The organism is Streptomyces sp. NPDC029164, from assembly GCF_055563995.1.
In genome coordinates this window covers 69,100-93,252 of record NZ_JBVHWW010000020.1, presented here as the reverse complement: position 1 = coordinate 93,252, position 24,153 = coordinate 69,100, and the positions used below count along the sequence as shown (strand labels likewise).

Genomic DNA, 24,153 nt, shown 5'->3' with positions numbered 1-24,153 from the left:
CGTCCGGGGAGGGGGCTTCGCTACCGTTCGACGGGTGATCCTCCAACCGCTCGTCCCCGTCGACGGCGCCCTCCCCGGCCCGGTCCTCACCGAGATCGCCGCCCTCTACTCGACGAACCACGCGTTCTTCGAACTCAGCGGCGACTTCCCCGACCCGGACCGCATCACCGTCGAACAGGTCGCGGCCGCCCTCGCCGACGAACTCGCCCATGACGGCGCCGAGGTCCTCCTCGCCCGTTCCGCCGGCCGCCTCGTCGGCCTGGCCGCCACGCTGGCCCACCACCCGGACCCGGCCTCCGCCGGCACCGACCCGTGGATCGGCCTGCTGCTCATCGACGCCACCGCGCACCGCGAGGGGTACGGCCGCGCCGTCGCCGCCCTGGTCGAGGACCGCTTCCGCGCCGCCGGACGCACCGGCGTGCAGATCGCCGTACTGGACAACAATCCCAAGGCCCTCGCCTTCTGGCAGTCCCAGGGGTACGCGGAACTGCGCCGGGCCAAGGACCGCGAGCGCGGCCGCGACTGCACGGTGCTGCGCAAGCCGCTCGAAGCCCCGTAGCGGACCGGCCGTCGGCAGCCGCGGTTCGGGAGCGGCGGTTCGGGAGCGGCGGTTCGGGAGCGGCGGTTCGGGAGCGGCGGTTCGGGAGCGGCCGGCTACTTGGGGCGGCCCTCGCCGTACAGCCAGACGTCCCAGACCTTCTTCAGGTCGTGCCCCGTCTTCTCCTGCGCGTAGGCGGTGAAGTCGGCCGTACTCGCGTTCCCGTGCCGGTGGTCCGCGGCCCAGCCGCGCACCAGGGCGAAGAACTTCTCGTCGCCCACCTCCTGACGGATCCGGTGCAGGACCATCGCGCCGCGGTAGTACACCGGCTCGTCCGAGATGTGATCAGGCCCGGGCGGGGAGGCCGGCGGGAAGGCGTCCCAGGCGGAGTCGGCCGCCTCGTCGACGGCCGTGTCGCCCGCCAGGAACGCCTCGAAGCGCTTCTGGGCGGTGGGCCCGCCGTGCTCCTCGGCCCACAGCCACTCGGCGTAGGTCGCGAAGCCCTCGTTGAGCCACATGTCCTTCCAGGACTTCGGCGACACCGAGTTGCCGAACCACTGGTGGGCGAGCTCGTGCAGGAGAAGGTCCTCGTTCTCGGGCGCACCGGAGAAGACGGGCTTCGTCTGGGTCTCCAGCGCGTACCCGAGGGTGCCGGCCGGCAGCACGACCGCGCCCGCCGTGCCGAAGGGGTACGGGCCGAACCGGCCGCTGCCCCACTCCACCATCTCCGGCAGCCGCGCGAGCGCACCCTCGCTCGCGGCCGCCTCCCCGGGCGCCACGGCGTTGTAGAGGCCGGTCCCCGACGCCGTCCGCCCCGTCGTCACCTTGTACGGGCCGACGACGGCGGTGGCCAGATAGCTCGCCATCGGCTCCGGGCTGTGCCACGCGAACCCGGTCCGCCCGTCCGCGTCCTCGGTGCGGGAGCGCAGCTCCCCGTTGGACACGGCCTCGTAGCCGCGCGGGACGGTGAGCATGATGTCGTAGGTGGCCTTGTCACTGGGGTGGTGGTTGCCCGGGAACCAGGTCATCGACCCGACCGGCTCACCGACGCCGACCGCACCGGCCCCCGCCCGCGCGCTGCCCTGTCCGTCCCCGCCGTCCTCGGTGGTGATCCACCCCTCCTTGGAACCGTCCGCGTCCGTGAGGGACTTCGGCTTGCCGCCGTACTCGACCTCCGTACGGAAGACCTCGCCCTTCTTCAGGTCCTCGGCCGGGCGCACGGTCAGCTCGTTGCCGGTCCGGTTGTGCCGGGCGCCGACGCCCTGCACGGTCACTCCCTCGACCTTCAGACCGCTGAGGTCGAGGTTGAAGGAGCTGAGGCCCTGCTCGGCGCGGGCGGTGATGACGGCCGTACCGTGCAGCTCCCCGTCGGCGGGGTCGTAGTCCAGGTCGAGCGCGTAGTGGTCGACCTGGTAGCCGCCGTTGCCGGCCTTGGGGAAGTACGGGTCGCGCAGGCCCGACGCGCCCGGCCGCCCCTGCACCGTGCCTCCCGTACACGCCGTGGTGAGGGCGAGGAGGGAGGCGACGGCAGGGACGGCGAGACGGAGGAGTGCGCGGTGTTCCACGCACTCGATCCTAGGCGGGCGGCCCGTGCGGACTACTTGCCCAGGGCGTCGACACCGGCCTTGGCGAACTTCTCGTCCAGGTCACCGCTCGGGGCGCCGGCCACACCGATGCCCGCGACGGGCGCGCCGTTCGCCTGGACCGGGGTGCCGCCGCCGAGGAAGAGGGTGCCGGGGATGTCCTTCAGGTTCGGGGTCTGGGCGAGGCGGCCCACGAGCACCGAGGTCGGGGCGTTCCAGGACACGGCGGTGAAGGCCTTGCGCTGCGCCGACTCGTAGGACTGCGGGCCGGCGCCGTCGCCGCGCAGGGTGACGATGGTGTTGCCGTTGCGGTCCACCACCGCGACCGTCACCTTCTGGTTCTCGGCCTGCGCGGCCTGCAGCGCGGCCTGGGCGGCGCGGGTGGCGGCGTCGACGGTGAGGTGCGTGGTCGTGGTGAAGTTCTTGTCGCTCGGGCCGTCGTTCTTGCCGGCGACGGCGGCGGCGGAGGCGGCGGCCGGGGCGGCGTCGGCGGCAGGGGTGGCGCTGGCGCTCACCGCGCCGAAGGCACCGGCGCCCAGGGCGACGGCGAGGGCGGTACCGGTGAGAACGCGGGTGCGGGTGTTCATCTCTGCTCCTGAGAACGGTGACACGGTGACGGCATCGGGTTCGGTCCGGGCCGGTCGGACCGGCTCCTTCACTGCTCCAAGCCTGTCCCCGAACCCCCCGCCACCCCGTCCCCGTACCGGCTCCCCCCGCCCACCGCACCGGTTGACCCCAGGGTCATCCAATCGGTCGATGCGACCCGCCTCCGGCGCGGTATTTCCTGGTCAGAACCTCGCGCATCCAGCCCCGCCCGGCACCCTCCAGCCCCGTCGGCGTTTGAGGCGCGGGGGTCCGGGGGCAACGCCCCCGGCAGCGGAGCGCACCCGCCCCGAACACCGCCACCGGCGACAATGGACACACCCGCGAACCAGGAGCCCCGGTGAGCCACCCCACCCGCAATCCAGACACCCGTACGCTGGCCACCGTCGCCCACACCGCCTTCTTCCTCCTCCTCGGCGCCTCCCTGCTCCGCTTCCTCCTGCGCCACCCCGGCGAACCCCGCACCCCGTGGATCATCGCCCTCAGCATCACCCTGGCCCTGCTCTACGTACTCGGCCCCGCCCTCGGCGCCGCCCCCACCACCCGCCGGCTCCTCTGGCTCGGCCTGGTCGTCACCACCTGGGTGGTCCTGGTCGTCCTCGCGCCGAGCTTCGCCTGGTGCGCCGTACCGCTCTTCTTCACCGCCCTGCGCACCCTCCCGCCCCGCGCCGCCGTCGTCCTGGTCGCCCTCCTCACCGGCTTCGTGGTGATCGCCCAGATGAAGCTGTCCAAGTCCTTCGACCCCACCCTGCTCCTGGCCCCGCCCGCCGTCGCCGCCCTCGCGACCGCCGTCTTCGTCCACATGGAACGCCAGGCCCAGGCACAGCGGGCGCTGATCGACGACCTGATCCGCACCCGCCGGGAACTGGCCGCCACCGAACGCCGCGAAGGCACCCTCGCCGAACGGCAGCGGCTGTCCATGGAGATCCACGACACCCTCGCCCAGAACCTGTCCAGTCAGCAGATGCTGCTCCAGGCCGCCGACCGCACCTGGGACACCGACCCGGCCACCGCCCGCGCGCACGTCCGTACCGCCACCGGCATCGCCGCGCACGGACTCGCCGAGGCCCGCCGGCTCGTCCACGACCTGGCCCCGTCCGAGCTCGCCGACGGCGCCGGACTCGCCGAGGCGCTGCGCGCCCTGGACGCCGGCCCGGACACCGAGGTCCGCTTCCACCTCGAAGGCACCCCCGCCCCGCTCCCGGACCGCGTCCAGTCCGCCCTGCTGCGGATAGCCCAGGGCGCGCTGGCCAACGTCCGCGAGCACTCCGGCGCCCGTACGGCCGCACTCACGCTCAGCTTCCTCGGGGACCAGGTGGTCCTGGACATCGCCGACGACGGCCACGGATTCGCCGAGCCCCGTACCGACGCCGCCGAGCGCGGCCACGGGCTCCCCGCGATGCGGGCCCGCGTCCGCCAGCTCGGCGGCACCCTCACGATCGAATCCACGCCGGGCGAGGGCACCGTCCTCTCCGCGGCCATCCCCCTGGAGCCGGCCCCATGACGACGATCCTGCTCTGCGACGACCACGTGGTGGTCCGCGCCGGCCTGCTCGCCCTCCTCGGCAGCGAGCCGGACATCGAGGTCCTCGGCGAGGCGGGCAGCGGCGAGGAAGCCGTCGCCCTGGCCGCCAAACTCCGACCCGACGTGGTCCTCATGGACCTCCAGCTCGGCGAGGGCATCGACGGGGTCGAGGCCACCCGCCGCATCACCGCCGCCCCCAATCCCCCGCACGTCCTCGTCCTCACCACGTACGACACGGACGCGGACATCACCCGGGCGATCGGCGCGGGCGCCACCGGCTACCTCCTCAAGGCCGAACGCCCGGAGGAGCTCTTCGCCGCCATCCACTCGGCCGCCCAGGGCCGCACCACCCTGTCCGCGCCGGTGGCCAGCCGGGTGATGGCCCACATGCGCGGCACCCGCCCCACCCTGACCGACCGCGAACTGGACATCCTCGGCCAGCTCGCCCGCGGCCTCGGCAACCGCGACATCGCCCGCGCGCTGTTCATCAGCGAAGCCACGGTCAAGACCCACCTGGGCCGCATCTACGACAAGCTCGGCGTCGACACCCGCGCGGGCGCGGTCTCGGTCGCGAAGGAACAACGCCTCCTCCCCTCGTGACGCCGGCTCCGTCCGGGGTGGGGACGCCCCGGGACCCGTGACACCATCGGGTACGTGCTCGACATCGGCTACTCCCTCTCCCGGCGCTTCCCGGACCCCCCGCAGACCGACTACCGCTCGGCGGACGTCCACTCGCTGCGCCACGACCTGTTCTGCGGGGACGTCTACCTCGCCGACACCAACGCGGACCGGGAAGTGTCCACAGCCTGGGGATGGGTGCCCGTACTGGACTTCGCCTGGGCGCTGTGCGACATCGTCGAACAGCTCGACCAGGACCCCCGCGGCAACCGCTCGGCCCACCGCCAGCACGCCGAGCTCGACTTCACCGAGTCCACGGACCGGATGCTCTTCGAACGCCGCTTCGGCTGGGTCGACGTCGAGGCCGACTGGATGCCGGCCGAGGAAGCCCCGCTGACCTTCAGCCACCGCCTGCTGCGCCGCGAGGCCCGCGACTTCCTGCACGACCTGGTCGCGGACCTCATCGACATGCACGACGGCCTCGCCGACAACCCCGTCATCTGGACCCTCCAGGCCAAGTTCCCCCGCGTCCCTGCGTGAGCGTCACCGATCCCGGCGTGACGGATCCCGGCGCGACGGACGCCGACGCGCCGGACGCCGAAGCGGTCGGCTTCGACGCAGACGCCGCCCGCGCGCGGCTCGACCGGGCCCTGGACCGGCTGGCCGTCACCTTCCGCGGAATGACGGCCCGGCCCGACGAGGTCCAGTGCGACTGCCACTGGGGCAGCGCCGAGGAGCTCGCCCTGTTGAAGGTCCCCGACACGGAACTCGATCCCGACCTGCTGCACCGCGCCTGGAGCGCACCCGACTGGCGCGACCACGGCGCCGTGCTGCGCCGCGTCCTGCCCCAGTTCGCGCGTGAGCTGACCGTCGGCCTCGGCGCCCACGCGTACGCCATCGACGACGTCGGCATCTCGTTCGAGCGCGGCGACTGGCAGCAGTGGCCCGCCGAGCAGAGCGCGGCCGTACGGGAATTCCTGCACGCCTGGTGGGCCCACACCCTCCGCGCCCCGGACCCGGCCGTCCCCGCGCACGACCTCCTCCCGCTGTGCAGGGCGGCCTCCGGCGCGCTGCGCCCGTGGCTGGCGGTCTGGGAGGCGACGGAAGGCCCCGTCGCCGACCGCCACCTGACCGAGACCTTCGACACCTGGACGACCGAGCTGTTGGTGGGCTTCCTGCCGTGGTTCTCCGGGAGCAGCACCTGGGAGGAGGACGAGGCCGTCCACGACGAGCTCGCCTCCTGGTTCGCGCGCCATGCCCCCGCACGGCTGCGCGCCTACGGCGCCTCCGAGGAGCTGCTCGAAGACGCACGCCTGCTCGGGCTCCCCGGCCCCGTCCGCGGGGCGGACCCGCACTGGCAGGTCGTCCGCCGCCGCATCCAAGCAGCGGCTACGCCTCCACCCGCAGCCCCAGCTGGGAAGCAAGCGCCGGGGCCAGGTCGAACAGCTGCGCCGGGCTGATCACGGCGCCGGCCAAGGCGTCCACGCCCCGCGCGATCGCCAGCTCCGCGGCCTCCCGCAGGTCCACGTCGTGCAGCCGCACGCCGCTGAAGTCCACCCCGCGCAGCGCGCAGTCCCGGAACTCCACCCGCTCCAGCACCGCGCCCGCGAAGTCCGGCTCCACCAGCACGCACCCCTCGAAGACCACGTCCTTGAGCCGCGCCTTCCGCAGGTTCAGGTAGTCGATCTTCCCCCCGCGGACCACCACCCGCTCCAGCACCGCCCCGTGCATCTGCACCCCGCCCAGCCGGGCGTCCACCAGCTCCACGTCCCGCAACGAGGCCCCGGACAGGTCCGTCCCCACCCCCCGGACCCCCTCCAGCACCGAGTCCAGGAACCGCGCCTTCGCCAGCCCCGCCTCGTCCAGCGCGCAGCGCCGCACCGCGCAGTCCATGAACCGGGCCCCGATCCCCTCCTGCCCCGCCAGGTCCAGGTCCGCGAACTCCAGCCCGTCGTAGTCCCCGTCCGGCTCCAGCCCGCCCCCTCCCCACGCCACCAGCTCCGGCAACCGCAGCTCCGGCCGTCGCGCCGCCTTCACCGTCTGCCCCTGCCCTTTGCGCACCATCCCCCCATCGTGACCCAGCCCACTGACAACAGCCGCCAACGCCCGCCCTTGAAGGTCATCCTGGAACCGGGGCCGGGGGCTATCGCGCTCCGCCCAGGGCCTTCAGGGGCGCGTCCGTCAGGCGGTATACCGACCACTCCTCCTGCGGGCGCGCGCCCAAGGCCTCGTAGAAGGCGATCGTCGGGGCGTTCCACTTCAGGACCGACCACTCCAGCCGCTCGTAGCCGCGCTCCACGCACGTGCGCGCCAGTTCCGCCAGCAGCGCCTTGCCGTGGCCGCCGCCGCGCACGCCCGGCCGCACGTACAGGTCCTCCAGGTAGATCCCGTGCACCCCGCGCCAGGTGGAGAAGGACAGGAACCACACCGCGAAGCCGACCGCCTCGCCGTCATCCGTCTCCGCGATGTGCGCGAACACCGCCGGGCGGTCCCCGAACAGCGCCTCCCGCAGCTGCTCCTCGGTCGCCCGCGCCTCGTGCGGCACCTTCTCGTACTCCGCGAGCTCGCGGATCATCGCGTGGATGGCGGGCACATCGGTGATGTCAGCGTGACGGATCATGCACGCAGCCTAGGGGCGGCCGGTCCTGTCGGCCGGCGCCCGTGCGTCACCGCTCCCGCAGGGCCTCGACCACGGCCAACTGCTGCTCGTCCAGGTGCTCTTCGCCGTCCTCCAGGTCCCACAGGGAGTTCTGCAGCACCCGCCCCAGCGTCCACGCCCGGGCCCGCTGCCGGTCCAGCCCCACCGCCTCCGTCAGCAGGTCGAACCGCCACCGCACCTCCTGCGCGCGGAAGTTGTTGACGATCGCCGGGAGCAGGTCGAAGCCCGGATCCCCCGCCAGCGGCTTCGGGTCGATCGCCAGCCACGGCTCGCGGCCGCCCGCCAGGACGTTGTCGTAGTGCAGGTCCCAGTGCAGCAGCCGGTCCCCCGGCTCGCCCGCGACCTCCGCCACCGCCGCCGCGCAGTCCCGCAGCAGCCTCCGCTCCCGCTCCTCCGCGAGCATGCCCACCGCCCGCGGTACGTCCTCCAGCATCCGCGCCGCGATCTCGCCCAGCCCGCGCAGCCCGGCCGGCGCGGGTACCGCCGTCAGCTGCGCCAGCAGCTCCCCGACCACCCCCACCGCCCGCCGTGCGTCCCGCCGCGCGAGCGCCGACAGGTGCCGCCGCTCGTCAAGCCGCTCCAGCAGCAGGGTGCCCGTTTCCGCGTCGTGTTCCAGGAGCCGTACGCAGCCCCGCCCGCCCCACGCGCGCAGCGCGACCGGCTCCCCCGCGCTCTCCTCGTCCAGCGCGACCAGCTTCAGTACGGCCGCACTCCCGTCGGACCGCTCCACCGGCAGCACCAACGCCGTCACCCCGTGCATGGCCGGCCCGGTGCACCGCAGCCGCCACCGCTCCAGGAACCGCGCGGCCCGCCCCGGCAGGGCCGCGATGAACTCCCGTCCCGCGTCGCCGTTGAACCTGAGCTGCGCCTCGACCAGGCCGTCCGGAATCTCCCCGAAGTCCACCATGATCCGAAGGTAGCCCGACGCGCTCCGAACGTGACGGCCAAGGACCTGTCCGAGCAGGACCCAGCCGATCCCCGCGCCGTTCAGCGTCCGCGCGAAGGCCTCCGCGTCGAACATCGACTGAAAACATGACAAAACTTCCACCACCCTACGGCCCCCGCCACCCCTCCCACATCGGCCATCCAGCCTGGAAACCCGCCCCAACGCACGACAACCAGCCCCTGGACGCCCCACCGGAACCGGGTGTACCAACTCCCCCATGACGATCAACGGCGGTATTTCCTTCTGGTACGCGACCGACCCCGGCACCGCGGCCACCCCACCCCGCGCGCCCCTCACCGCCGACACCACCGCCGACGTCGTCATCGTCGGCGGCGGCTACACCGGCCTGTGGACCGCCTACTACCTCAAGCAGGCCGCCCCCGACCTCCACATCACCGTCCTGGAGCAGAAGTTCTGCGGCTACGGCGCCTCCGGCCGCAACGGCGGCTGGCTCTACAACGGCATCGCCGGCCGCGACCGCTACGCCGCCCTCCACGGCCACGAGGCCGCCCGCCGCCTCCAGAACGCCATGAACGAGACGGTCACCGAGGTCATCGACGTCACCGCCAAGGAGGGCATCGACGCCGACATCCACCGCGGCGGCGTCCTCGAAGTCGCCCGCACCCCCGCCCAGCTCGGCCGGCTCAAGGCCTTCCACGCCGCCGAACTCTCCTTCGGCGAGAGCGACCGCGAACTGTTCGACGCCACCGAGACCCATCGCCGCATCAACATCGCCGACGCCGTCGGCTCCAGCTGGAGCCCGCACGGCGCCCGGATCCACCCCCTCAAGCTGGTCAAGGGCCTCGCCGCCGCCTGCGAACGCCTCGGTGTCGTCATCCACGAGTCGACCCCCGTCACCGAGATCGCCCCCCGCCGCGCCGTCACCCCGTACGGCACCGTCAGCGCCCCGTACGTCCTGCGCTGCACCGAGGGCTTCACCGCCGCCCTCAAGGGCCAGAAGCGCTCGTGGCTCCCGATGAACTCCTCGATGATCGTCACCGCCCCGCTCCCCGCCGGGACCTGGGCCCAACTGGGCTGGTCCGACTTCCCGGTCCTCGGCGACATGGCCCACGCGTACATGTACGCCCAGCGCACCGCCGACGACCGCATCGCGATCGGCGGCCGCGGGGTCCCGTACCGCTTCGGCTCCCGCACGGACCATGACGGCCGCACCCAGCCCGCCACGATCGAGGCCCTGAGCGCCCTCCTCTTCTCCTTCTTCCCGCAGCTCACGGGTACGGAGATCACGCACGCCTGGTCCGGCGTCCTCGGCGTCCCCCGCGACTGGTGCGCCACCGTCACCCTGGACCGCACCACGGGCCTGGGGTGGGCCGGCGGTTACGTCGGCTCGGGCGTCGCCACCGCCAACCTCGCCGCCCGCACCTTGCGCGACCTGGTCCTCGGCGAGTCCACCGACCTCACCGCCCTGCCCTGGGTGGGCCACAAGGTCCGCCGCTGGGAGCCGGAGCCCTTCCGCTGGCTCGGCGTCCAGGCCCTCTACGCCGCCTACCGCGAGGCCGACCGCCGCGAGACGGCCACCCACCGCCCCACGACAACCCCCCTGGCCCGCCTGGCGGACCGCATCTCCGGCCGCCACTGACGCGCATGCCGAAGGCCCCGGACCAAGTTGGTCCGGGGCCTTCGGGTACGGAGCCCCCTGTCGGGTTCGAACCGACGACCCCCGCTTTACAAGAGCGGTGCTCTGGCCAGCTGAGCTAAGGAGGCAAGCCGCCATCACTCTACACAGACCGCTCTTCCCCGGGCCATCAGATTGAAAGCCGCGGACGTCACCCGACCGGTTACTCCGGGTCGCGGTTGAACGTGGCGGCCGACCAGAGGTAGCCGAGCACCGCGAGCCCCAGGCACCAGAGCACCGCGAGCCATCCGTTGTGCCCGATCTCGCTGCCGAGCAGCAGGCCGCGCAGGGTCTCGATGACGGGCGTGAAGGGCTGGTACTCGGCGATTGGCTGGAACCAGCCCGGCATCGCGTCCACCGGGACGAAGGCGCTGGACAGGAGCGGCAGCAGGATCATCGGCATCGCGTTGTTGCTGGCGGCCTCGGCGTTCGGGCTGATCAGGCCCATGCCGACGGCGATCCAGGTGAGCGCCGTGGCGAAGAGCACGAGCAGGCCGAGCGCCGCCAGCCACTCCAGGGCGCTCGCGCCCGTGGAGCGGAAACCGATCGCCACGGCGACGGCGCCGACGAGGATCACGCTCATCACGCACTGGAGCACGCTGCCCACGACGTGCCCGATGAGCACCGACCCGCGGTGGATCGCCATGGTGCGGAAGCGGGCGATGATGCCCTCGGTCATGTCGTTGGAGACGGACACCGCGGTCCCGACGACGGTGCCGCCGACGGTCATCAGCAGGATGCCCGGGACGACGTACGCGATGTACGCGGACCGGTCCGCGCCGCCGAGGCCGGCGCTCATCACGTCGCCGAAGATGTAGACGAAGAGGAGCAGCAGCATGATCGGCGTCAGCAGCAGGTTCAGCGTGAGCGACGGATAGCGCCGGGCGTGCAGGAGGTTGCGGCGCAGCATCGTCGTCGAGTCGCGGACGGCGAGGGAGAGGGAGCTCATCGGAGGGCCTCCTTGGGCTGGTTGGGGATGGTGCTCGCGCCGCCGGTCAGGGCGAAGAAGACGTCGTCGAGGTCGGGGGTGTGGACGGTGAGTTCGTCGGCTTCGATGCCGGCGGAGTCCAGGCGGTCGAGTACGGAGCGCAGTTCGCGCTGGCTGCCGTCGCTGGGGATCTGGAGGGACAGGGCCTCGTCGTCCTTGGTGGCATCGGCGAGGGTGAGGGCGGCGGAGCGGTAGGCGGCCGGGCCGGCGAAGCGCAAGCGCACGTGTCCGCCGGGGACGAGCCGTTTCAGTTCTTCGGCTGTGCCTTCGGCGGCGATCCTGCCGTTGTCGAGGACGGCGATGCGGTCGGCGAGTTCGTCGGCCTCTTCCAGGTACTGGGTGGTGAGGAAGACGGTGACGCCGCCGGTGACCAGTTCGCGGATGATCCGCCACATGGTGTGCCGGGAGCGCGGGTCGAGGCCGGTGGTCGGCTCGTCGAGGAAGATGATCCGGGGGCTGCCGACCAGCGTCATCGCGATGTCCAGGCGGCGCTTCATGCCGCCCGAGTAGGTGGAGGCGGGCTTGGCCGCGGCCTCGACGAGGTCGAAGCGTTCCAGCAGCTCGGCGGTGACCCGCCGGCCCTCGCGCCTGGACAGGTGGTGCAGGTCCGCCATCAGGAGCATGTTCTCCTCGCCGGTGATCAGCCCGTCCACGGCGGAGAACTGCCCGGTGACACCGATCGCGGCCCGCACCGCCTGCGGGGCGGCGGCCAGGTCGTGGCCGCCGACGTACAGGTCACCGGCGTCGGCGCGGACGAGCGTGGAGAGGATCTTGACGGCGGTGGTCTTGCCGGCGCCGTTCGGGCCGAGCAGGGAGAAGACCGTTCCCTCGGGGACGGTCAGGTCGACTCCGTCGAGCACGACCTTGTCGCCGTACGACTTGCGCAGCCCGTTCGCCGCGATGGCCAGGTTGGTCATGATGGGTGCTCCTCAGGGGCTGCGGGTCAGATGCTGCGGGCGGTGATGTCGCCGTAGGCGGTGGTGGCGTGGATGTCGAGAGCGGCGGTGGCGCCGTCGGTGTTGTTCAGGGCGTTGTGGATGCGGCCGTAGGCGGTGCCGGCGTCGAGGGTGGCGCAGACTCCGCGGGCGGCGCCGATGGTGAGGTCGCCGGCCTGGGTGCGCAGGTCGACGGTGCCGTGGACGGCCTCGGTGATGGTGATGTCGCCCTTCTGGGTGCTGATCCGGGCGGGGCCGCCGAGGCGGCCGACGGTGACGTCGCCGGCCATGAGGGTGAGGTGCGCGGCGGCGGTCTCGTCGAGCTTGACCGTGCCCTGGGCGCCTTCGAAGGCGACGTCGCCGAGGCGTCCGACGCCGCGGAACTCGGCACTGGCCGCCTTCGCCTCGACGCGGGAGCCGGCCGGCAGCTGCACGGTGACCTCGACGGACCCGGAAGGGCCGAGGAGCTGGTTCTTCGCGTCGGGGGTGTTGATCCGCAGGACCCCGTCGGCGTACTCGACGGTGGTCTGCTCCGCCGCCTTCACGTCACGGCCCTTGGAGGCGTTGGCGGGGAGGACCTCGACGGTGGTGTCGGCGCGGTCGGCGGCGATGAAGCGGATGCGGCCCGCGGGAATGTCCAGGACGGCGGAGACGGGGGCGGCGGTGGCGAACTTCTGCATCGTTCTTCTTCTTTCTCCAGTGGCGGGCACGCTGTCGGCCCGCCGTTTCTGATGAACGAAAAGCTACGTTGCATTCACAGATCTGACAACAAGTTCGTTGCGCAGAATCGGCATTCACCCAGCTCACAGCGTGCATTTCATTGCAATGGCTTTGATTTCAATGCAACAACCGTCTCCTATCGCGTTGCAATGAATGAAGAATGAACGCTATGCTGGAGCGACGCCGCACCACGAAGGAGACCGCGATGCCGGGAGGCAGACTCACCCAGCAGGAACGCCAGCAGATCGCGCTGGGACTGGCCGACGACCTCGCCTACGCGGAGATCGCCAGACGCCTCGACCGCCCCACCTCGACCGTCACCCGCGAGGTGATGCGCAACGGCGGCCCCGCCGCCTACCGGGCGGAGCTGGCCCACCGCGCCACCGAACGCCGCGCCCACCGGCGCAGGCAGCCCGCCACCCGCGGCTCGCAGGCGCCCGAGCAGGCCCACGGCCGCGACGCGGAGGCCGTGCGCGAGTACGAGGAGACGTTCACCACCCTCTTCACCGCGCAGGGCCTGCCCACGATGACGGCCCGGGTGCTGGCGTCGCTCTACACGACCGACGCGGGCAGCCTCACCGCGTCCGAACTCGTCCAGCGCCTCCAGGTCAGCCCGGCGTCCATCTCCAAGGCGATCGCGTTCCTCGAAAGCCAGGGCCTCATCCGCCGGGAACGCGACGAACGCCGCCGCGAGCGCTACGTCGTCGACGACGACGTCATGTACCAGTCGACGATCGCCGGCGCCCGCGCCAACGCCCTGCTCGCCGAGACCGCCCGCCAGGGCGTCGGCGTCCTCGGCCCCGGCACCCCGGCCGCCGCCCGCCTGGAGAACATCGCCCGCTTCGTCGACTTCATCGCCGAGAGCATCGCCCGCGCCGCGGACCAGGCCCGCGAGATCCTCCACACGAAACCCGAACCGCCCCCGGACGCCGGCGCCTGAGCCGGGACCCGGGGCCGGACCCGGAACCCGTCCGCCGGTCCCCCGCCCCCGGGTGCTGACAGACGGCGTTCCGGCAGGTAGCGTCGGGCGGAGTCCGGTGCTACTGGACTAGACCCATTCTTCCTTCCACTCGGATCGTCCGGCACGTTCCTGCCGGTAGAAGGGATTCATCACCATGGCTTCTGTCACTTTCGACAAGGCGACCCGGCTCTACCCCGGCGGCGACAAGCCCGCCGTCGACCAGCTGGAGCTGGAGATCGAGGACGGCGAGTTCCTCGTCCTCGTCGGTCCTTCCGGCTGCGGCAAGTCCACCTCGCTGCGCATGCTCGCCGGCCTGGAGGACGTCAACGGCGGCTCCATCCGCATCGGTGACCGCGACGTCACGCACCTGCCGCCCAAGGACCGGGACATCGCGATGGTGTTCCAGAACTACGCGCTCTACCCGCACATGTCCGTCGCCGACAACATGGGCTTCGCGCTCAAGATCGCCGGCGTGGACAAGGCCACCATCCGCAAGAAGGTGGAGGAGGCGGCCGACATCCTCGACCTGCGCCCCTACCTCGACCGCAAGCCCAAGGCACTCTCCGGCGGTCAGCGCCAGCGCGTCGCGATGGGCCGCGCGATCGTGCGCCAGCCGCAGGTGTTCCTGATGGACGAGCCGCTGTCGAACCTGGACGCCAAGCTCCGCGTGTCCACCCGTACGCAGATCGCGAGCCTCCAGCGCCGCCTCGGCATCACCACCGTCTACGTCACCCACGACCAGGTCGAGGCGATGACGATGGGCGACCGCGTGGCCGTCCTGAAGGACGGGCTGCTCCAGCAGGTCGACACCCCGCGCAACATGTACGACCGTCCCGCGAACCTCTTCGTGGCCGGCTTCATCGGCTCCCCCGCCATGAACCTGGTCGAGGTCCCGATCACCGACGGCGGCGTGAAGTTCGGCGACAGCGTCGTCCCGGTGTCGCGCGAGGCGCTGTCCGCCGCGGCCGACGCGGGCGACCGCACCGTCACGGTCGGCGTGCGCCCCGAGCACTTCGACCTCGCCGAGACCGGCGGCCTGACCATCGACGTGAACGTCGTCGAGGAACTCGGCGCCGATGGCTACGTGTACGGCTCCACCCCGGTGGAGAAGGGCGCGCAGGAGAAGGGCGGGCAGGACCTCGTGGTCCGCGTCAACGGCCGCCAGGTGCCCGAGAAGGGCTCCAGCCTGCACGTGGTGCCGCGGGCCGGCGAGATCCACGTGTTCTCGACCTCCTCCGGCGAGCGGCTCTCCGGCTGACTCCGCAACAGGGCTTGACCGAGGGGCGTTCCGTCAAGGGGCGCCCCTCCGCCGTGCGTTGCCCAACTCCGGCAGACCGGGCCATTCGGCCCCCTCCGTCAACCCGCAATTCGAAAAGCCACGTCGAACCATCCCTCGACAGGGTGACTAAATGTCGCCAAATCTTCACCGAGCGCTACTCTCGCCCTCGTGACCCACACTGCCCGCCGTATCGGCCGATCCCTCGCCCTGGTCCTGCCCGTCGTCCTCGTCCTGTCCGGGACCCTCGCGGTCACCATGGTCCCCTGGGCGGACACGTCCTCCTCCCAGATCCTGACCGCCTCCGCCGAGGGCGTCTCCGCCCCGGCGAAGCCGCGCGCCGCGCACGAGGTGCTGCGCGAGCGGCTCGTCGGCGATCTGCAGCAGGGCCAGGCGCCGGACGACGTCCTCACGCACCTCCAGCAGGAGGTGAACCGGCGGCCGTCGCTCGCCGAGCACTGCGTGGGGATCGCCCGGGCACTGGGACGGGCCGCCGTCGACGCGTACGGCCCCACGAAGGCCCAGTCCTACGCCCGACCCGTGTGCGACACCTCGTACGCCACCGGCGTCGCCTCCATGGGCTGACGCACCTCGCGTCCCTACGCTGGCCGCCATGACCGACGACCACCGATCCGCTCCATCCGCTCCATCCGCTTCCTCCGCTTCCTCCGCAGCCGCGTTCCCCGCCGCCCCCACCCAGGCCGTCGTCCTGGCGGGCGGCCAGGGTTCGCGGCTGCGTCCGTACACCGACGACCGTCCCAAGCCGATGGTCGAGATCCCGGGGACGGGGGTGCCGATCATCGGGCACCAGCTGGCCTGGCTGGCCGCCGAGGGCGTCACGGACGCGGTGATCTCCTGCGGGCACCTCGCCGGGGTGCTCCAGGAGTGGCTGGCCGGGGCGCGGCTGCCGCTGCGCGTGACCACGGTGGTCGAGGAGGAGCCGCTGGGCCGGGGCGGTGGCCTCAAGTACGCCGCGCGCCACCTCCCGCACCCGGACCAGGCCTGGTACGCGACGAACGGCGACATCTGGACCCGGTTCTCGCTGCGCGAGATGGCGGCCTTCCACGCCGAACGCGGCGCCGTCGCGACGCTGGCGCTGGCCCGGCCGCGGATCCCGTGGGGGGTGGTGGAGACCAACGAGTTCGGGCACGTACTGGACTTCATCGAGGCTCCGCCGTCGCCGTACCCGGTCAATGCCGGCGTGTACGTCTTCGGACCCGAATTCGCCGCGCTGCTCCCGGACTTCGGGGACCACGAGCGGACCACCTTCCCGCGCCTGGCGCGCGAGCGGCGGCTGGCCGGCTTCCCGCTGCCCCAGGGGGCCTACTGGCGGGCCATCGACACCGCGAAGGACCTGACCGAGGCCGCACGGGAGTTGGCGGCGCAGACGGGCTCCTGAGGCCCCTCAGGGCCCGCGGCGCCCGCCCGCACCCCCGTACGGCGCCTCGCGCGTCGCCCGGCGCACGCGAAGGGCCCGGCACGCTCGCGCGTGCCGGGCCCCGGTGCTCGTACCGATCCCCGTCGGCGGGGCTCAGCCGATGAGACCGCCGATCAGGCCGGGCTGCTTCGTCGGAGTCCCGCCCCCGCCGTTCGAGCTGCCCGAGGAGGACGGCTGCCGCGGCGAGGTGGACTGGCGGGGGGTGCTGCGCGGGGTCTGCTGCTTGCCGGTGGTGCCCCGCGTCGCGGTGGGCGACTGGGACCCCGTCCCGGCCGTCTCCCGGCTGGGAGCGCCCGAGCCGCTCTTGCCGGACTTCGCGGCGGGCTCGGTCGGAGTGGCGGACGCCGGGGGGGTGGCCGCCTTGGACGTCGGCTGCGCGGCGGGCTGCTGCCTGGCCGGGGTCTGCGGCAGCGGCCGGCCCGGCAGGTAGTTGGTCGGGGCCTGCCCGGGGCCGGGGACGGTGACGACGGTGGTGGAGCGGACGGCGCCGCCGAGGAGCGAGCCGACGAGCAGGGTGAGTCCGCAGACGACCGTGGCCATGATGGTTCCGCGGCGCAGGACCCGCCGCCGCAGCCGCCAGATCTCGGAGCGCGGCCCGAGGGTGCGCCAGGCCTCGCCGGCGAGGCGTCCGTCGAGGGAGTAGACCGGGGCGCCCGCGATGATCAGCGGGCTCCAGGCGGCGAGGTAGATGATGTCGGGCGCGTCGTAGGCGGGGACGGTCTTCCAGCTCACCGTCATCAGCAGCGCGGCCGACAGCAGCGCCCCGAAGCAGGCGGCGAACCGCTGCCACAGGCCGAACACCGTCAGCACGCCCACGATGACCTGGAGGAAGGCCACGCTCAGGCCCGCGCCGACCGGGTGCGCGAGGGCGAAGTCGCGCAGCGGCTCGGCGAGGGCCCACGGGGTGAGCGTGTGCAGCCAGGTGACCATGGAGCCGCGCTCGCCGCCGTCGAAGTAGACGGGGTCGCACAGCTTGCCCATGCCGGCGTAGATGGAGATGAAGCCGAGGAAGACGCGCAGCGGGAGCAGCACGACGCCGAGGTTCATCCGGCGGCCCGGGTAGTACGAGGCCTGCCCCCGGTTGTCGGCGGCCTGCCGGCGGGAGTCCGGCCCGGCCCCGGAGCCGGGCGGCTCCTGGTGGGGCAGGTCCCGTACGGCGGCCAGCGGGCGCGTCTCGGCGGGATCCCCGTAGCTGCGCTGGCCGATGACGGTCGGCGTGACGAGGGTGTCCTCGGCGAGGTCGTGGGCGAGGTCGATGCGCGGGATGACCTGGGTGGCTCCGCCGTCGTACTCGCCGCCGCCGTACCCGTCGTGGCCGCGCCCGGCCTCGCGTACGGCCTGGAGCAGTCCGCCCATGGCCGCGGCGTCGCCCGCGTCGGACTTGCCGCTCCACACCACGGGGGCGCGGCGGCGGGTGGCCCCGGCGGCCGCCACCACGGCACCACCCAGGACGGGCGCGCGGCCGGGGGCCTTGGCGGGCTTGGAACGCGCGCTCGGGCTCGGTGCGAGCCGCACGCGGAAGCTGGCGTGGTTGACGATGACCTGTGCGGGATCGCACGGCACCTTGACCATGCTCAGCGCGGGCTGGTCGTCGAACCCTGACGTTCTGGTGTCCACACTCATCTAACCGAGTGATCAGTGTTTAGGACACTGCCTTGACGGCAGGGATGTGTCCGAGACCCGTCAAGATCAAGCCACCCCGCCCGAAACGGGCGGGGTGACACGCTCACGGGTCACTTTCCCTGAGCCAAGTGGATCAAGGGATCCGCGGATCAGACGCGACCGCGGTCCGCGCGGCGGCGGGCCGCCTCGTAGAGCACGACGCCCGCGGCGACACCGGCGTTGAGGGACTCGGCGCCGCCCGGCATCGGGATGCGCACGAGGTAGTCGCAGTTCTCGCCGACGAGACGGCCGAGGCCCTTGCCCTCGGAGCCGACGACGATGACGACCGGGCCGCCGAGCGCCTCCAGGTCGGTGACCGTGTGCTCGCCCTCGGCCGCGAGGCCGACGATGGTGATGCCGGCCTTCTTGTAGTCCTGGAGGGCACGGGTCAGGTTGGTGACGCGGGAGACCGGGGTGCGGGCGGCGGTGCCGGCGGAGGTCTTCCAGGCACCGGCGGTCATACCGGCGGCGCGGCGCTCGGGGATGACCACGCCGTGGCCGCCGAAGGCGGAGACGGAGCGGACGATCGCGCCGAGGTTGCGCGGGTCGGTGACGCCGTCGAGGGCCACGATCAGCGGGTCGTCGCCGTCGTCGTAGGCGGCCGCGGTGAGGTCCTCGGGGTGCGCGTACTCGTACGGCGGGACCTGGAGCACCATGCCCTGGTGGTTGAGCCCGTTGGTCATGCGGTCGAGCTCGGGGCGCGGGGCTTCCATCAGGTTGATGTTGCCGCGCTCGGCCGCGAGCTGGAGGGCCTCGCGGACGCGCTCGTCGTTGTCGATGAACTGCTGGACGTAGAGCGTCGTGGCGGGGACGCCGTCGCGCAGCGCCTCGAAGACCGGGTTGCGGCCGACGACCATCTCGCTGGTGCCCTTGGGGCCGCCGCGGCGGGGGGCCGGGCGACGCTTGGCGGCCTGGCGGGCCATCGCGTTGCTGATGCGGTTGGCCTTGTGCTTCTTGCGGTCCTCGGCCTTGGGCGTGGGGCCCTTGCCTTCCAGTCCCTTGCGCCGCTGGCCACCGCTGCCGACCGTCGCGCCCTTCTTGTTGGACGTGCGGCGGTTCCTGCGCTGGCTGTTCCCGGCCATGACTTCTACCTGTTTTCGTTGGTGCTGCGGTATGTACGTATGAAGAGTGTGCCGCCCGGAGCGCCGGGCGGCACACCAAGCTCAGCCGGCCGGCCCCGGGCCCGGCTCAGCGGGGGCCGAGCGTCCAGCGCGGGCCGGTGGGGCTGTCCTCGATGACCAGGCCGGACTGCTGGAGCTGGTCGCGGATGGCGTCGGCGGTCGCCCAGTCCTTGCGGGACCGGGCGGACTCGCGCTGTTCGAGGACGAGGCGCACGAGGGTGTCGACGGCGCCGTGGAGGTCTTCCCCGCGGTCGGCCTCGCCGGCCCAGTGCGGGTCCAGCGGGTCCAGACCGAGGACGCCCAGCATGGCCCGCACCTCGGACAGGCGCGCGATGGCCGCGTCCTTGTCGTCGGCGGCGAGCGCGCTGTTGCCCTGACGGACGGTGGTGTGGACGATGGCCAGCGCCTGCGGGACGCCCAGGTCGTCGTCCATGACCTCGGCGAAGGCGGGCGGGACCTCGCCCGCGGCCTCGACGGGACCGCCGGCCTTCTCGATGACGCGCTGGTAGAAGCCCTCGATCCGGGCGAAGGCCGACTCGGCCTCGCGCAGTGCCTCCTCGCTGTACTCGATCATCGACCGGTAGTGCGGGGTGCCGAGGTAGTAGCGCAGGACGATCGGGCGCCACTGCTTGACCATCTCGGAGACGAGGACCGAGTTCCCGAGGGACTTGGACATCTTCTCGCCGGACATGGTGACCCAGGCGTTGTGGACCCAGTAGTGCGCGAACTCGTCGCCGAAGGCCTTGGCCTGGGCAATCTCGTTCTCGTGGTGCGGGAAGATCAGGTCGAGCCCGCCGCCGTGGATGTCGAAGGCCTCGCCGAGGTACTTGTGCGCCATGGCGGAGCACTCCAGGTGCCAGCCCGGGCGGCCGCGGCCCCACGGGGTCTCCCAGGAGGGCTCGCCGGGCTTGACGGACTTCCACATGGCGAAGTCGCGGGCGTCGCGCTTGCCGGTCTCGCCCGTGCTCTCCGGCTGGCGGATGTTGTCGAGCTCCTGCCGGGACAGCGCGAGGTAGCCGGGGTACGACTTCACGTCGAAGTAGACGTTGCCCTCGGACTCGTAGGCGTGACCGCGCTCGATGAGGCCGCGCATCATCTCGACCATCTCGGTGACGTGGCCGGTGGCGCGGGGCTCGTAGGTGGGCGGGAGGCAGCCGAGGGCGCTGTAGCCGTCGTTGAAGGCGCGCTCGTTCTCGTAGCCGATGGACCACCACGGGCGGCGCTGCTCGGCGGACTTCGCGATGATCTTGTCGTCGATGTCCGTGACGTTGCGGATGAAGGTGACCTCGTAGCCCCGGTATTCGAACCAGCGGCGCATCATGTCGAAGTTGAGGCCCGACCGGATGTGCCCGATGTGCGGGGCGGCCTGCACCGTGGCACCACAGAGGTAGATCGAGACACAGCCCGCGGTGAGCGGGGTGAAGTCGCGGATCTGCCGGGCGCTGGTGTCGTACAGGCGAATAGTCACGGCATCCAGGGTAGTGCGCCTGTAGCAGTGCCCCGCGCCCTTTGGGGACGCGGGGCACCTTTGTTGCGGAAGAAGTGCCGTTGCTACGGGTGTTCAGGCCCGGTTCGTCCGGTACACGAGGGCGGTCGCGATCGCGGCGAGCCCTTCGGCCCGGCCGGTGAGACCCAGTCCGTCGGTGGTGGTGCCGGATACGGAGACGGGGGCGCCGGCCGCCGCGGCGAGCGCCTTCTGTGCCTCTTCGCGCCGCTTGCCGATCTTCGGGCGCACGCCGATCACCTGGATGGCGATGTTGCCGATCTCGAAGCCCTCGGCGCGGACGATGCGGGCGGCCTCAGCCAGGAGGGTGACGCCGGCGGCGCCGGACCACTCGGGGCGGGAGGTGCCGAAGTGGGCACCGAGGTCGCCGACGCCGGCGGCGGAGAAGAGGGCGTCGCAGGCGGCGTGCGCGGCGACGTCGCCGTCGGAGTGGCCGGCGAGGCCGTCCTCGCCCTCCCAGAGCAGGCCGGCGCACCACAGCTCGCGGCCGGTCTCGAAGGCGTGCACGTCGGTGCCGATGCCGACGAGCGGGATCAGCGGGGCCTGCGGGCTCTGCGGACTAGAAAGCATCGGTGGCCCTCCTGCGGGCGAGTACGGCCTCTGCGAGGACCAGGTCGAGCGGGCGGGTGACCTTGAAGGCCTCCTCGTGGCCGGGGATCACCACGACGGTGACGCCGAGCCGTTCCACCATGCCCGCGTCGTCGGTGGCGCCCTCGCCGTCGACGGCGATCGCGGCGTGCGCCCGCAGGAGGGTGGCGAGGTCGAAGCCCTGCGGGGTCTGCACGGCGCGCAGCCGGGCCCGCTCGGGCGTGGCGAGCACCGGCTCGGCCTCGCCGGGCTTGCCGGGCTCGACCTCCTTGACGGTGTCGGCCAGCGGCAGCGCGGGCACCACGGCGGGGGCTCCGTCGCGTACGGCCTCGACGACGGCGTCCACGGTGTCCACGGGGACGAGCGGGCGGGCCGCGTCGTGGATGAGGACGGAGGTGATGCCCTGCGGCAGCGCGGCCAGGCCGGCGCGCACCGACTCCTGGCGCGTCTCGCCGCCGGGGACGACGAGGAGCTCGGTCCTCTCGGGCAGCGCGTGCTCGCCCAGGAGGAGGCGCACCTCGGTGGTCTCGGCGGGCGGGGCCACGACCACGACCAGGGAGACCGCGCGGGAGCGGGCCATGGCGCGGACGGCGTGGACGAGCATCGGGGTGCCGCCGAGGGCCCGCAGGGCCTTGGGGGCACCGGGGCCGAGGCGTACCCCGCGGCCGGCGGCCGGGATCACCGCGGCGGTGCGGTGGGGGCGCGTTACGTCAGACATCAGTAGCTCCGAGCCAGGTTTGTGACTTCGGCCGACATGGGTATGGCCTGAAGGGTGCCGGGTGCGACGCCCCTCGCCCCTTCCGTGACGACCGGTCGAGCAGGCTGCCCGGGCCCGGTACGCCATCGAGTCGGTGGCAGTGAGGTAGTGCAGAAGAGTACGTATCCGCACGGACATGTACGGATACAGACATGCCGCAGCGCCCGGCAACAGGTCTCTCGTGGAGGAGAGACGTTGTCATCGGGCACCGCGGCAGACTGTGCACAGAGGCTGTGCACGGGGTGCCTCGCGTCAGGACGCGAGCACCTCGTCGAGGAGGGCCTCAGCCTTGTCCTCGTTCGTGTTCTCAGCGAGCGCGAGCTCGCTCACCAGGATCTGGCGCGCCTTCGCGAGCATGCGCTTCTCACCCGCGGAAAGCCCGCGCTCACGCTCACGACGCCACAGGTCACGCACCACTTCGGCGACCTTGATGACATCGCCAGAAGCGAGCTTCTCCAGATTTGCCTTGTAGCGCCGGGACCAGTTCGTCGGCTCTTCTGCATACGGTGCGCGGAGCACCTCGAAGACCCGGTCCAGCCCGTCCTGGCCGACTACGTCGCGAACGCCGACGAACTCCGCATTGTCCGCAGGCACACGAACCGTCAGGTCGCCCTGGGCGACCTTGAGCACCAAGTAGGTCTTGTCCACGCCTTTGATCTGACGAGTCTCAATGGCCTCGATCAGCGCGGCCCCGTGATGGGGATAGACCACGGTGTCGCCAACCTTGAACGTCATGTGACAGGTACCCCTTCCGTGGCTATCCAGGGTAACACGAGAACTGACTGTTATGAATGGCGTTTTCGCAGGTCAGGGCACATCTCGGGGCTTGACAACAGCAACAGGAACGTGCTGCGAAGGGCTTGCGGAAGGGGGTATTCGCAGGTCGGGGGCGCTGCGCGGACCAGGCGAAAGGGCCACGCTACACCCGCCCCACACCCCCATCCGTGTGATGTACGTCCCGTTTTGCCGGTTTCGGAGTCGGGAAACCGAACTACTCCGTTCGACTGGCGGCCGCCCCCGCGCAGCAGGTTCCGGCCCAATCCCGAATTGATCACGAAGTGGTGTTCGGGGAATCCCGGAAATTGATCACCGGGCACCCGGCGCACGATATGCGAGGGCCACATGATCGGCGCGGCGAAGCGCACCGGGAAGGGCGGGCGGAATGCAAGATCGCCGGGCGCCCGCAGGGTGGCGGCTGCGCTGCGGAGGGTCGGGTGCGGGGGCAGGGCGGCGGCTCGGTAACCTAAGCGCGCTGACACACCCTTAGAGCGGCTTTACCTCGGCCGTTCCGAGCGCCCACCCGCCCCTTCCGTTCGTCCAAGGAGTTGCCGCCGCCGTGAGCCGCAGCCTTCGACGCGGCGCCCTCGCCGCCACCGCCGTCGTGTTCTCGATCGCCTCGCTGGCCGCATGCGGTGCGGGCCAGGACGCGCAGAGCCTTCAGATCAAGCCGGACAACGCCGCCGCCACCAAGGGCGAGATCGAGGTCCAGAACGCACTGGTGATCACCCAGGGCCAGAAGGGCGAGAAGGGCCCCGCGGTCGTCTCGGCGACGCTCTTCAACAACGGCACCAAGGCGCAGACCCTTGACGCCATCACCCTCCCGGGTGGCAAGGGCAAGGTCACGCTGAAGCCGGCCGAAGGCTCCGGCAAGGTCACCGTGCCGGCCCTCGGCTCCGTGGTGATCGGCGGCAAGAACAACGCCTCCGCCGTGATCGAGGGCGGTGCCGCGACCGTCCGGGACGGCGAAGTGCAGAAGGTCGTCTTCCAGCTGAGCAGCACGGGCGGTGTCGAGCTGGAGGCCTTCGTGGTCCCGGCCACCGGCATGTACGCGCCCTACGGTCCGACGGTGGCCCCGGCCGCCGGCCCGGCCGCCGGCGCCACCCCGGCCGGCAGCCCCTCCGGCTCCCCGTCGGGCGCGGCCACCGGTGCGGCCTCGGGCAGCCCGTCCGGCTCCCCCTCGGGCAGCGCCGCCGGCACGCCGTCGGGTTCTCCCTCGCACAGCGCGGGCCACTGATCCCGAGAGCGGCGTAGCGCCGTACACGTACGCGTACGGGAAGGGCCCCCATCCGCACCAGCGGCTGGGGGCCCTTCCCGTA

25 protein-coding genes and 1 tRNA gene are annotated in these 24,153 nt (G+C 72.2%); 11 read left to right on the top strand and 15 right to left on the bottom strand.

All coding sequences use genetic code 11. The features are described 5' to 3' along the window. Window positions 1-34: 34 nt before the first annotated feature. On the top strand, window positions 35-559 hold the full coding sequence (locus tag ACZ4VT_RS20555) for a GNAT family N-acetyltransferase (protein WP_467951484.1): 525 nt from the start codon (window positions 35-37) through the stop codon (window positions 557-559). A gap of 95 nt (window positions 560-654) precedes the next feature. Here ACZ4VT_RS20555 and ACZ4VT_RS20550 read toward each other — a convergent pair whose 3' ends face one another. Together ACZ4VT_RS20550 and ACZ4VT_RS20545 are read right to left on the bottom strand one after the other, a co-directional pair. Further along, window positions 655-2,103 carry a M1 family metallopeptidase gene (locus tag ACZ4VT_RS20550; protein WP_467951483.1) on the bottom strand — a complete coding sequence of 483 codons (1,449 nt, stop codon included), beginning with the start codon at window positions 2,101-2,103 and terminating at the stop codon, window positions 655-657. A 32-nt stretch (window positions 2,104-2,135) separates the two neighbouring features. Continuing rightward, a complete protein-coding gene (locus ACZ4VT_RS20545) occupies window positions 2,136-2,708 on the bottom strand; it encodes a GlcG/HbpS family heme-binding protein (RefSeq protein ID WP_467951482.1) in 573 nt (190 codons plus the stop codon). Window positions 2,709-3,064: 356 nt separating this feature from the next. Between ACZ4VT_RS20545 and ACZ4VT_RS20540 the strand changes: the two genes are divergently transcribed. From ACZ4VT_RS20540 to ACZ4VT_RS20525, 4 genes are read left to right on the top strand one after another with little or no spacing between them, the layout of a single operon-like run. Beyond that, on the top strand, window positions 3,065-4,228 hold the full coding sequence (locus ACZ4VT_RS20540) for a sensor histidine kinase (protein ID WP_467951481.1): 1,164 nt from the start codon (window positions 3,065-3,067) through the stop codon (window positions 4,226-4,228). Beyond that, window positions 4,225-4,848 carry a response regulator transcription factor gene (locus ACZ4VT_RS20535; RefSeq protein WP_361759020.1) on the top strand — a complete coding sequence of 208 codons (624 nt, stop codon included), beginning with the start codon at window positions 4,225-4,227 and terminating at the stop codon, window positions 4,846-4,848. Before ACZ4VT_RS20540 ends, ACZ4VT_RS20535 begins: the two co-directional genes overlap by 4 nt. A gap of 54 nt (window positions 4,849-4,902) precedes the next feature. After that, window positions 4,903-5,406, top strand: a complete 504-nt coding sequence (locus ACZ4VT_RS20530) for a hypothetical protein (RefSeq protein ID WP_362807527.1) — start codon at window positions 4,903-4,905, stop codon at window positions 5,404-5,406. After that, entirely contained in the window at window positions 5,403-6,326 is a 924-nt protein-coding gene (locus ACZ4VT_RS20525; RefSeq protein WP_467951479.1) for a hypothetical protein, read from the top strand. The genes ACZ4VT_RS20530 and ACZ4VT_RS20525 overlap by 4 nt, the downstream gene beginning before the upstream one ends. Here the strand turns inward: ACZ4VT_RS20525 and ACZ4VT_RS20520 are convergent. The 3 genes from ACZ4VT_RS20520 to ACZ4VT_RS20510 all read right to left on the bottom strand — a co-directional run bounded on the left by ACZ4VT_RS20520 (window position 6,256) and on the right by ACZ4VT_RS20510 (window position 8,432). Then, the gene (locus ACZ4VT_RS20520; protein ID WP_467951478.1) at window positions 6,256-6,930 is read right to left on the bottom strand and encodes a pentapeptide repeat-containing protein; all 675 of its coding nucleotides are present in this window, start codon (window positions 6,928-6,930) and stop codon (window positions 6,256-6,258) included. The genes ACZ4VT_RS20525 and ACZ4VT_RS20520 overlap by 71 nt on opposite strands. A gap of 79 nt (window positions 6,931-7,009) precedes the next feature. Further along, entirely contained in the window at window positions 7,010-7,486 is a 477-nt protein-coding gene (locus ACZ4VT_RS20515) for a GNAT family N-acetyltransferase (protein WP_467951477.1), read from the bottom strand. A gap of 46 nt (window positions 7,487-7,532) precedes the next feature. Further along, window positions 7,533-8,432, bottom strand: coding sequence for an aminoglycoside phosphotransferase family protein (locus ACZ4VT_RS20510; protein ID WP_467951580.1), 900 nt, complete (start codon window positions 8,430-8,432; stop codon window positions 7,533-7,535). 256 nt (window positions 8,433-8,688) lie between these two features. Here ACZ4VT_RS20510 and ACZ4VT_RS20505 point away from each other — a divergent pair, with 256 nt between their 5' ends. Next, the gene (locus tag ACZ4VT_RS20505; protein WP_467951475.1) at window positions 8,689-10,071 is read left to right on the top strand and encodes an NAD(P)/FAD-dependent oxidoreductase; all 1,383 of its coding nucleotides are present in this window, start codon (window positions 8,689-8,691) and stop codon (window positions 10,069-10,071) included. A 51-nt stretch (window positions 10,072-10,122) separates the two neighbouring features. On the opposite strand, the gene ACZ4VT_RS20500 is transcribed toward ACZ4VT_RS20505, so the two are convergent. The 4 genes from ACZ4VT_RS20500 to ACZ4VT_RS20485 form a co-directional block, all read right to left on the bottom strand. After that, a tRNA-Thr gene (locus ACZ4VT_RS20500) sits at window positions 10,123-10,196 on the bottom strand. 74 nt (window positions 10,197-10,270) lie between these two features. After that, on the bottom strand, window positions 10,271-11,056 hold the full coding sequence (locus ACZ4VT_RS20495; protein WP_467951474.1) for an ABC transporter permease: 786 nt from the start codon (window positions 11,054-11,056) through the stop codon (window positions 10,271-10,273). Continuing rightward, window positions 11,053-12,012: an ATP-binding cassette domain-containing protein gene (locus ACZ4VT_RS20490; RefSeq protein WP_467951472.1), complete on the bottom strand. Its 960-nt coding sequence runs from the start codon at window positions 12,010-12,012 to the stop codon at window positions 11,053-11,055. The genes ACZ4VT_RS20495 and ACZ4VT_RS20490 overlap by 4 nt, the downstream gene beginning before the upstream one ends. 26 nt (window positions 12,013-12,038) lie before the next feature. Further along, window positions 12,039-12,710: a DUF4097 family beta strand repeat-containing protein gene (locus tag ACZ4VT_RS20485; protein WP_467951471.1), complete on the bottom strand. Its 672-nt coding sequence runs from the start codon at window positions 12,708-12,710 to the stop codon at window positions 12,039-12,041. Between the two features lie 245 nt (window positions 12,711-12,955). Here ACZ4VT_RS20485 and ACZ4VT_RS20480 point away from each other — a divergent pair, with 245 nt between their 5' ends. The 4 genes from ACZ4VT_RS20480 (at window position 12,956) to ACZ4VT_RS20465 (ending at window position 16,386) form a co-directional block, all read left to right on the top strand. Next, window positions 12,956-13,690, top strand: a complete 735-nt coding sequence (locus tag ACZ4VT_RS20480; RefSeq protein ID WP_467951578.1) for a GbsR/MarR family transcriptional regulator — start codon at window positions 12,956-12,958, stop codon at window positions 13,688-13,690. Window positions 13,691-13,865: 175 nt separating this feature from the next. Continuing rightward, window positions 13,866-14,969: an ABC transporter ATP-binding protein gene (locus tag ACZ4VT_RS20475; RefSeq protein WP_467951469.1), complete on the top strand. Its 1,104-nt coding sequence runs from the start codon at window positions 13,866-13,868 to the stop codon at window positions 14,967-14,969. Window positions 14,970-15,158: 189 nt separating this feature from the next. Continuing rightward, a complete protein-coding gene (locus ACZ4VT_RS20470; protein ID WP_467951467.1) occupies window positions 15,159-15,572 on the top strand; it encodes a hypothetical protein in 414 nt (137 codons plus the stop codon). A 28-nt stretch (window positions 15,573-15,600) separates the two neighbouring features. Further along, window positions 15,601-16,386 carry a nucleotidyltransferase family protein gene (locus tag ACZ4VT_RS20465; protein WP_467951465.1) on the top strand — a complete coding sequence of 262 codons (786 nt, stop codon included), beginning with the start codon at window positions 15,601-15,603 and terminating at the stop codon, window positions 16,384-16,386. Window positions 16,387-16,518: 132 nt separating this feature from the next. Here ACZ4VT_RS20465 and ACZ4VT_RS20460 read toward each other — a convergent pair whose 3' ends face one another. The 6 genes from ACZ4VT_RS20460 to ACZ4VT_RS20435 all read right to left on the bottom strand — a co-directional run bounded on the left by ACZ4VT_RS20460 (window position 16,519) and on the right by ACZ4VT_RS20435 (window position 22,792). Further along, the gene (locus ACZ4VT_RS20460; RefSeq protein WP_467951463.1) at window positions 16,519-18,048 is read right to left on the bottom strand and encodes a DoxX family membrane protein; all 1,530 of its coding nucleotides are present in this window, start codon (window positions 18,046-18,048) and stop codon (window positions 16,519-16,521) included. A 149-nt stretch (window positions 18,049-18,197) separates the two neighbouring features. Then, the gene (gene rlmB, locus ACZ4VT_RS20455; RefSeq protein ID WP_351300016.1) at window positions 18,198-19,169 is read right to left on the bottom strand and encodes a 23S rRNA (guanosine(2251)-2'-O)-methyltransferase RlmB; all 972 of its coding nucleotides are present in this window, start codon (window positions 19,167-19,169) and stop codon (window positions 18,198-18,200) included. A 106-nt stretch (window positions 19,170-19,275) separates the two neighbouring features. Continuing rightward, the gene (gene cysS / locus ACZ4VT_RS20450; RefSeq protein WP_467951461.1) at window positions 19,276-20,676 is read right to left on the bottom strand and encodes a cysteine--tRNA ligase; all 1,401 of its coding nucleotides are present in this window, start codon (window positions 20,674-20,676) and stop codon (window positions 19,276-19,278) included. 93 nt (window positions 20,677-20,769) lie between these two features. Continuing rightward, window positions 20,770-21,282 carry a 2-C-methyl-D-erythritol 2,4-cyclodiphosphate synthase gene (ispF, locus tag ACZ4VT_RS20445; RefSeq protein WP_351587203.1) on the bottom strand — a complete coding sequence of 171 codons (513 nt, stop codon included), beginning with the start codon at window positions 21,280-21,282 and terminating at the stop codon, window positions 20,770-20,772. After that, on the bottom strand, window positions 21,272-22,018 hold the full coding sequence (gene ispD, locus ACZ4VT_RS20440) for a 2-C-methyl-D-erythritol 4-phosphate cytidylyltransferase (protein WP_467951459.1): 747 nt from the start codon (window positions 22,016-22,018) through the stop codon (window positions 21,272-21,274). Before ispD ends, ispF begins: the two co-directional genes overlap by 11 nt. 291 nt (window positions 22,019-22,309) lie before the next feature. Beyond that, a complete protein-coding gene (locus tag ACZ4VT_RS20435) occupies window positions 22,310-22,792 on the bottom strand; it encodes a CarD family transcriptional regulator (protein WP_003953493.1) in 483 nt (160 codons plus the stop codon). Window positions 22,793-23,393: 601 nt separating this feature from the next. On the opposite strand from ACZ4VT_RS20435, the gene ACZ4VT_RS20430 reads away from it, so the two are divergent. Further along, window positions 23,394-24,071 carry a DUF461 domain-containing protein gene (locus ACZ4VT_RS20430; protein ID WP_467951457.1) on the top strand — a complete coding sequence of 226 codons (678 nt, stop codon included), beginning with the start codon at window positions 23,394-23,396 and terminating at the stop codon, window positions 24,069-24,071. Window positions 24,072-24,153: the final 82 nt, after the last annotated feature.